The sequence below is a fragment of the Actinoplanes sp. GCM10030250 genome (assembly GCF_042666575.1).
Lineage (GTDB): Bacteria > Actinomycetota > Actinomycetes > Mycobacteriales > Micromonosporaceae > Actinoplanes.
In genome coordinates, this window is the sequence record NZ_JBHTDO010000025.1 from 154,874 (window position 1) to 161,990 (window position 7,117).

Genomic DNA, 7,117 nt, shown 5'->3' on the forward strand with positions numbered 1-7,117 from the left:
ATGGCGACGCTGCAACCCGCCCGCCTGCGCCTCGCCGACCTGCTCCGGCTCGGTGGCTCCGGCCTGCGCGCCCGTCCGCTGCGCGCGGTTCTCTCGGCTCTCGGCATCGCGATCGGCATCGCCGCGATGGTCTCGGTGGTGGGAATCTCCACGTCGAGCCGGGCGGGTCTGGACCGGGCGCTGGCCGCGCTCGGCACCAACATGCTCACCGTCGCTCCGGGCAACACGATGTTCGGTGAGGAGTCGTTCCTGCCCGACGACGCGCTGTCGATGATCAGGCGGATCGGGCCGGTGACCTCGGCGACCGCGACCGGCAAGGTGTCGGACACCGCGGTATACCGCACCGATCTGATCCCGTCCGGCGAGACCGGTGGCCTGTCGTTGCTGGCCACCCAGCTCGACCTGCTGTCCACTGTCGGTGCCGACCTGGCGAGCGGCTCGTGGCTGAACGCGGCGACCGCGCGTTATCCGGCCGTGGTCCTCGGTGCCGCGGCGGTCGAGCGGCTCGGCGAGGTGCCGTCCGTCCACATCGGGGGCCGAACATATTCGGTCGTCGGCATCCTCCAGCGGGTGCCGCTCGCCCCGGAGCTGGACAACGCCGTCCTCGTCGGCTGGGACGCCGCGAAGGCGTACCTCGACTTCGACGGCCACGCCACCACGGTCTACACCCGATCGGCCGAGTCGCAGGTGGAAGCGGTCCGCGCGGTGCTGGCACCGACCGCCAACCCGGAGAGCCCGGACGAGGTGAAGGTCTCCAAGCCGTCCGACGCCCTGGCCGCGCAGCGCGCCACCGACCAGACCTTCACCGCGCTGCTGCTGGGCCTCGGCGCGGTCGCGCTCCTGGTCGGCGGCATCGGTGTGGCCAACACCATGGTCATCTCGGTCCTGGAACGCCGCGCCGAGATCGGCCTGCGCCGCTCGCTGGGCGCCACCCGCGGCCAGATCCGCACCCAGTTCGTCTCCGAGTCACTGCTGCTGTCGCTGCTAGGCGGCGCCGGCGGCGTGCTCGGCGGGTTCGCGGTCACGCTGCTCTACGCGACCACCCAGCAGTGGCCCACCGTGGTGCCGCTGTGGGCGGTCGGCGGTGGCCTCGGCGCCACCCTGGTGATCGGCGCGGTCGCCGGCCTCTATCCGGCGATCCGGGCCGCCCGGCTCGCGCCCACCGAGGCCCTGGCCTCTGCCTGAGCGACAACCAGGTGGGCTTCGATCGGTACGGCGACCGTGCCCCCGATGCCGACGAAGCCCACCATCGCCGACCGGCACGCCGCGGTGATCCGCGCGTCACCGCCCAGGCCCAGCGGCAGCAACTCCCCGGTCACGAACGCGTCGATCGACGGCGCCCGGGTCGCACCGGTCCAGGTTTCGAACCGCTCGATCCGCAGGCCGGCCGCCCCGAACCGGCCGGCCAGTTCGTCCGGATCCCCGGCGGCGAAATACTCCTCGATCAACTTCACCGTGTCCGGTCCGGCGTGCGCGGCCACCACCTCGGTGAACACCCGATAGCCGGAGCTGTGCGACAACCGGCCCGGCACCTGCACCGCGACCCGGCCGGCCACCCGGCCCATCTCCCGCAGCACCGCCACCGGGTCGGCGAAGAACATCAGCGCCGCCTGCGAGAACGCCACGTCGAAGCTGCCGTCGCCGAACGGCAGCTCGTGCGCGTCACCGGTCTCCCACCTCAGGTCCGGCCGGATCGCCGCGGCCACCGCCAGCATCGCCGCGCTGCGATCCAGCCCGGTTGTCGTGCCTGGACCGGCACGGTCGGCCGCGGTGCGGGCCACGATGCCGGTACCGCACGCCACGTCGAGCACCCGGCAGCCCGGCACCACCCCGGCGGCGTCGACCAGGCGGTGCGCCCAGGCCCCGAACAGGGCCGGGACGAAGGTGGACTCGTAGAAGTCGGCGGCCTCCGCCGACAGGTCATATGTCATGCGCTCAGACAACCGCGCCGTGCCGGGGCCGGAAAGTTCGAATACTGGACCAGGCCTTGGCATCGCGCCCGGCACCGCCGGATCGTGGAGTGATGCGCGGCTACGGCCAGTACTGCCCGATCGCCCTGGCCGCCGAGGTCTTCGCCGAACGATGGACACCGATCATCATCCGGAACCTGCACCTCGGCTGCGAACGGTTCACCGAGATCCTCGACGGCGCGCCGGGGCTGCCCCGCAGTGTGCTCAGCCAACGGCTCCGCTCGCTGGAACGCACCGGCGTCGTGCATCGCACGCGGACCGGGCGGGCCACCGCCTACACCCTGACCGCCTGCGGCCGCGAACTCGCCGAAGTGTGTCTCACGCTGGGTGCCTGGGGTGCGCGCTGGCGCGAGGCGCGCCCGGAGGACCAGGATCCCTACCTGGCCCTCTGGACATTGTCCCGGATGATCGTTCCCGGTCTCGTCCCCCGCCCGCGGGTCGTCGTGCGATTTCAGATCACCGACCGGCCACCGCCGAACCTGTTCTGGCTCGTGCTGTCCCGCACCGGCAACGAGGTCTGCGCCCATTCGCCCGGATTCCCGGAGGACGGGCAGATCACCACGGACACCGCAGGCCTGGTGCGCTGGTATGCCTCTCAATCAGCCCTGACCGGGCAGATCACCGCGCCGCGCTGGCTACGCGATTCACTCACCCTCTGGGGGCGTCTCAACCCCTTTTCTCGTACGACCGACGGAGTACCCGCCGTGGCGGGAGCGCGGCCGGGCAGCCCGGCCGCGGATCTGCCGCGACCGCCGGGCTGACCTGCCCACTCACCGGTCCGTCTACTTCTCGGTCTCGACCGGCCGGGTCAGCGACACGGTGCCGCCCATGCACAGGCCCGGCTCCCTGCCCAGTTTCTCGGCGATCTGCAGGCACCGCGCCACCTGGTCAACGCTGGCATCGGTCCGGGTGATCTCGGCGCGGGTCTTCGCGTTCGCCTTGTCGATCTCCAGGTTCCGGGCCTCGAGGATCTTCTGGCCGTACGCGGAGATCGCCTGTGTGGTCGGCTCGTCGTAGCGCGGTGACTCGAAGGCCACCGACTTCACCACGATCTCGTCGCCCAGCTCGGTGTTCAGCGCCTTGATCAGCGGTTCCTTGTAGGTCTTGTTCAGGTCCGGCGCCGGGGCGTCACCGCTTGTCACGTCCACCGCGCCGAGCGGGTCGAACGCCGCGAAGATCGACGTCATCGCACCGTTGATCTGCGGGTTCACCCGGCGCTCGACGAACACCTCGAACCGGCTCAGGTCACCCACCTCCCGATAGGCCGCCCAGTTCTCCGGCGCCTTCTCCGCCTTGGCCGACCACTCGATCTGCACCGGGATGCACGCCCGCCGCTGCGCCGCGATGGTCACCCACACGCACTGGTCACCGAGGTGCGCGTAGGTCTGCCCGGACGAGTCCCACTCGTCGATGCCTTGCCACGGCAGCGTCCACTGGAGACCGGCACCCGTGGTCCGCCCGGTCGGCTTGTTCCAGCTGGTCACGATGCCCACGTTGCGGGTCGGCACGACGGTGATACTGGCCGCCACGATCGAGGCGATCGCCAGGAACGCCGCCGCACCGAAGGTCAGCCAGGCCTGACGCCGGAACTTGTCCGACTTGCCGACGACAGCGGCGAGCAGAGCGAAAACCGCGACAGCGGCGAGAAAGATACCGAAGACGAACAACGGAAAACGTCAACTCCTGCTCGGAAAGGGGCCGCACCGGAACCGCGACCGTGCCTTCGAGGTTAAGCCAGTGGATCAAACTCACCTGACCCGACCAGCGGGTTCATGTGTTCCCCGGTTCGCCATGGGGATCCGTGAAACCATCGGTCGGGTCGCGTCTGGCACCTTCGGAGGCAGGCATGCGCTCGGTATTGGCCCTTGTCGTGATCGGCACTCTTCTGTCGCCGAGCCCGGCACACGCGGCCGTCAAGTTCGATCGCGCGACGATGACCGGATTCGTCGACCGGGCCGACGTGCAGAAGGCGTTCGGCTGGGACGACGCCACCCTGAAAGCCCGCGCGGCCGCCGTCAGGTTCGCCGTCACCAACGACACCTTCGACGAATACACGGTGGTCTGCCGTCGTGGTCGAGCGGGCAGCGATCGCACCTTCCCGTTCACCCACCATTCGATCTTCGGTGCGTCCAACCTCAAGTCCGCGGTCGTGGACGGCCGGAAGGGCTACACCAGGGAGATCACCGGGTTCCAGCTCGACGGCGCGGTCTCCGGGTTGTCCGGTGCGACGGTCATGCCGCCGGTCGGGGAACACTGCCCCGACGACAAGGCGCCCGAGGACGAGGTGCTGGTCAGCCTGCGGCTCCTGTCGTCGGCGGACCGCGAGGCGCTGACCGTTTCCCACGACGACGAGACCCACGAGCTGATCGTGATCGGTTCTTGAGAATCGGCTGTCACGATTGACGTCTGACCGGACATGTAGAAGACGTGGATGCTGGGACCGAGTTGGAAGATCACTTCCGCCGCGTCTATGCCGGCAACGTCGAGGCGATCCTGGCGTACGCGGTCCGTCGCGTCGAGCAGCCGGAGGACGCCGCGGACGTGGTCGCGGAGGTCTTCCTGGTGGCCTGGCGGCGCAGCCGTGAGCTGCCGCCCGACGACGAGGTCAGACTCTGGCTGTACGGGGTGGCGCGCCGCGTGCTGGCGAACCACCATCGCGGCGGCGTCCGCCGGGAACGGCTGGGTGAGCGGCTGCGCCAGCGCCTGACCGCGGTGACCGGCGGTGACCCGGCCGGTGAGGTGCCGGAGCGGCTGGCGGTGCGGGCGGCGCTGGCCCGGCTTCCCCAACCGGACCGCGAGGTGCTGATGCTGACCGCGTGGGAGGGGCTGCAACCTCGTGAGGTCGCGGAGGTTCTGGGTGTCAGCTCGGCGGTCGTGCGGACCAGGTTGTCGCGGGCGCGGGCGAGGCTGCGGGAACTGGCCGGTGACGAGTTGACCGAACCCGGACATGTACTCGACGTCATGACCGTACCCGCTCCGGAGGAGGGCAGATGACCGACGAAATCGATCGCATGATGCAGGACGCGGATCCGTACCGGCCCGGGCTTCTCGCCCGTCTGAACGGGGCGGAGCAGACGCTCCTGGAGGAGATCATGTCCGCTCCGAAACTGGAATCCGTCCCCGCGACGCCGTCGCTCAGGCGGACCCTGACCCGGCGACTAGGTGGTGCGGTGGCCGCGGCGGCGGTCGTCACGGGGGTGATCGCCGCCGTGGCCCTGCTGCCCGAAGAACCCGAGAGCAGCCCCTACGCCGGTCCGGTCGGCCTGCCCAGTGCCGGCGCCGGAACCGCCGCGATCAGCGGCTGGGAGCTTGACCTCAAGGCCGCCGAGGGGCACCCGCGCCTGATCATCAACGAGCCCGGCTGGAAGGTGACCACCGTCTACGGCTTCGCGGACGAGCAGGGCACCATCGCCTTCGAGAAGGGCGACCGGCAGCTGGAGATGAACTGGTACCCGGCGAAGTACTACCAGAGCTACTACAAGGACCGGCTGCTCGTCAGCGCTCCCGAGCCCACGACGGTGGCCGGGCGCAAGGGCGACGTCTTCACCTACGACCCCAGCGATTTCGAGACGTTCCTCAAGCCGAAAGACGGCGCCACCGTCGCCCTGCGCTCCTCCGGCGGCTGGACGCGCAGCTCGTACGATGAAGTCCTCTCCCACGTCGTCCACGTCGGCGCCGAAGCCTTCCTGGCCGCCCTGCCCCCGGAGATCGTCACGCCGAGCCGCGTGCGCGAGGAAGCCGCCAAGATCCTCGTCGACGTGCCGCTGCCGCCCGGCTTCGACATCGAGTCCGTCGGCGCCGGCGGAGCCAACGACCGCTACCAGTTCGGCGCCGACGTGACCGGCCAGATCAGCTGCGCCTGGATCGCCGAGTGGATCCGCGCCGACAAGGCCGGCGACGACAAAGCCGTCGACCAGGCCGCCGCCGCACTGCGCAGCAGCCGCAAGTGGAAGGTGCTGCTCGAGATGAAGGACCAGGGCGGCTGGTCCCAGATCCTCTGGGAGACCACCGGCAAGGTCGCCGACGGCAAGGTGCCCAACCAGTACGAGCAAGGCCTGGGCTGCGACCGGTGACCAGCGCGGGGGCCCGCAACCGTCAGCGTTTGCGGGCCACCCCGCCGATCATGGTGTGGTAACTGTCCTTCTGATCGGCCACGGTTTCCCCGTCCGGCCGCCACTCGGCCAGCGGAACCAGCCCCGGCTCGATCATCTCGAAGTCGCCGAAGAACGCCTCGATCTCGGCCCGGCCGCGCCAGCGACCGGTGCCGAGGGTCTCGTTGAACACCCGCTCGGCGTCGCGCACCTTCACTGACGTCTCGGGGTGCTCATCCCGGGATCCCAGAAATGGATGATCGCCAGGTAGCTCCCCGGCGGCAGGGCGTCACGCAGGGTCGCCGCGATCGCACCCGGATCCTCGGTGTCGTGCAGGTGGTGCAGGATCGAGAACAGCAGTAGTCCGACCGGCTGGGTGAAATCCAGCCGCTCCCGCACGACGGGGTGCCCGAGAATCCCCTCCGGAGAGCGGATGTCGGCCTCGATGAGGGCAGTGGTGTCGTCGCCGGCGAGCAGCGCGCGCCCGTGCACCAGCACCATCGGGTCAATGTCGGCGTAGACCACCCGGGCTTCCGGGTCGACCGCATGCGCGACCTGGTGCACGTTGGTCTCGGTGGGCAGGCCCGAGCCGATGTCGAGGAACTGCCGGACGCCGGCGTCGGCTGCCAGAAAGCGCACGACTCTGCGCAGGAAGGCCCGGCAAGCGCGGCCGGCCTCCTGCGCGTCGGGCATGATCTCCAGCGCGCGCTGGGCGGCCATCCGGTCGACGGCGAAGTGGTCCTTGCCACCGACCATGAAGTCGTAGACCCGGGCGATGCTCGGGGTGGAGATGTCGACGCCCGGGGGTGCTGCCTCGTCCGCGGTCATCGGGCACGCTCCCCTGTGGAATCCACCGGTTCGGTAGTGAGGTTAATCGAGGGATGTCGCTGTGGGGACCCACGCTGCCGCGCCCGCCTCGGCTGCGCCTGGGAAGACGACTCTTGCGAGGCGGCGGGCGGGCTTTGTCGTGAGGTCCCTTAGAGCTCCTAACACGATCTGCTGAATCGATGTTGATCAGCGCTGCGAAGTGAAGCTCAGTGTCGTTCGCTGGTCGTG

Annotated in this window: 9 protein-coding genes; 5 read left to right on the top strand and 4 right to left on the bottom strand. The window is 69.9% G+C overall.

Features of this window, described 5'->3' with window-relative positions:
- Window positions 1–1,185: an ABC transporter permease gene (locus ACFQV6_RS28645; protein ID WP_378030705.1), complete on the top strand. Its 1,185-nt coding sequence runs from the start codon at window positions 1–3 to the stop codon at window positions 1,183–1,185.
- Here ACFQV6_RS28645 and ACFQV6_RS28650 read toward each other — a convergent pair.
- Window positions 1,128–1,931: a class I SAM-dependent methyltransferase gene (locus ACFQV6_RS28650; protein ID WP_378030706.1), complete on the bottom strand. Its 804-nt coding sequence runs from the start codon at window positions 1,929–1,931 to the stop codon at window positions 1,128–1,130. The two genes, ACFQV6_RS28645 and ACFQV6_RS28650, sit on opposite strands and share 58 nt — an antisense overlap.
- A 92-nt stretch (window positions 1,932–2,023) precedes the next feature.
- Between ACFQV6_RS28650 and ACFQV6_RS28655 the strand changes: the two genes are divergently transcribed.
- Window positions 2,024–2,731 (top strand): winged helix-turn-helix transcriptional regulator, encoded by a 708-nt coding sequence (locus ACFQV6_RS28655; protein WP_378030707.1) that lies wholly within the window; start codon window positions 2,024–2,026, stop codon window positions 2,729–2,731.
- A 21-nt stretch (window positions 2,732–2,752) separates the two neighbouring features.
- Here ACFQV6_RS28655 and ACFQV6_RS28660 read toward each other — a convergent pair whose 3' ends face one another.
- On the bottom strand, window positions 2,753–3,637 hold the full coding sequence (locus ACFQV6_RS28660; RefSeq protein WP_378030708.1) for a hypothetical protein: 885 nt from the start codon (window positions 3,635–3,637) through the stop codon (window positions 2,753–2,755).
- A gap of 179 nt (window positions 3,638–3,816) precedes the next feature.
- On the opposite strand from ACFQV6_RS28660, the gene ACFQV6_RS28665 reads away from it, so the two are divergent.
- From ACFQV6_RS28665 to ACFQV6_RS28675, 3 genes are read left to right on the top strand one after another with little or no spacing between them, the layout of a single operon-like run.
- Window positions 3,817–4,353 carry a hypothetical protein gene (locus ACFQV6_RS28665; protein WP_378030709.1) on the top strand — a complete coding sequence of 179 codons (537 nt, stop codon included), beginning with the start codon at window positions 3,817–3,819 and terminating at the stop codon, window positions 4,351–4,353.
- Between the two features lie 44 nt (window positions 4,354–4,397).
- Window positions 4,398–4,964 carry an RNA polymerase sigma factor gene (locus ACFQV6_RS28670; RefSeq protein WP_378030710.1) on the top strand — a complete coding sequence of 189 codons (567 nt, stop codon included), beginning with the start codon at window positions 4,398–4,400 and terminating at the stop codon, window positions 4,962–4,964.
- Complete coding sequence (locus ACFQV6_RS28675; RefSeq protein WP_378030711.1) at window positions 4,961–6,043, top strand: hypothetical protein; 1,083 nt, start codon at window positions 4,961–4,963, stop codon at window positions 6,041–6,043. Before ACFQV6_RS28670 ends, ACFQV6_RS28675 begins: the two co-directional genes overlap by 4 nt.
- A 22-nt stretch (window positions 6,044–6,065) precedes the next feature.
- On the opposite strand, the gene ACFQV6_RS28680 is transcribed toward ACFQV6_RS28675, so the two are convergent.
- Together ACFQV6_RS28680 and ACFQV6_RS28685 are read right to left on the bottom strand one after the other, a co-directional pair.
- Window positions 6,066–6,278, bottom strand: coding sequence for an SAM-dependent methyltransferase (locus tag ACFQV6_RS28680; protein WP_378030712.1), 213 nt, complete (start codon window positions 6,276–6,278; stop codon window positions 6,066–6,068).
- The gene (locus ACFQV6_RS28685) at window positions 6,275–6,889 is read right to left on the bottom strand and encodes an SAM-dependent methyltransferase (RefSeq protein WP_378030713.1); all 615 of its coding nucleotides are present in this window, start codon (window positions 6,887–6,889) and stop codon (window positions 6,275–6,277) included. Before ACFQV6_RS28685 ends, ACFQV6_RS28680 begins: the two co-directional genes overlap by 4 nt.
- Window positions 6,890–7,117 lie beyond the last annotated feature (228 nt).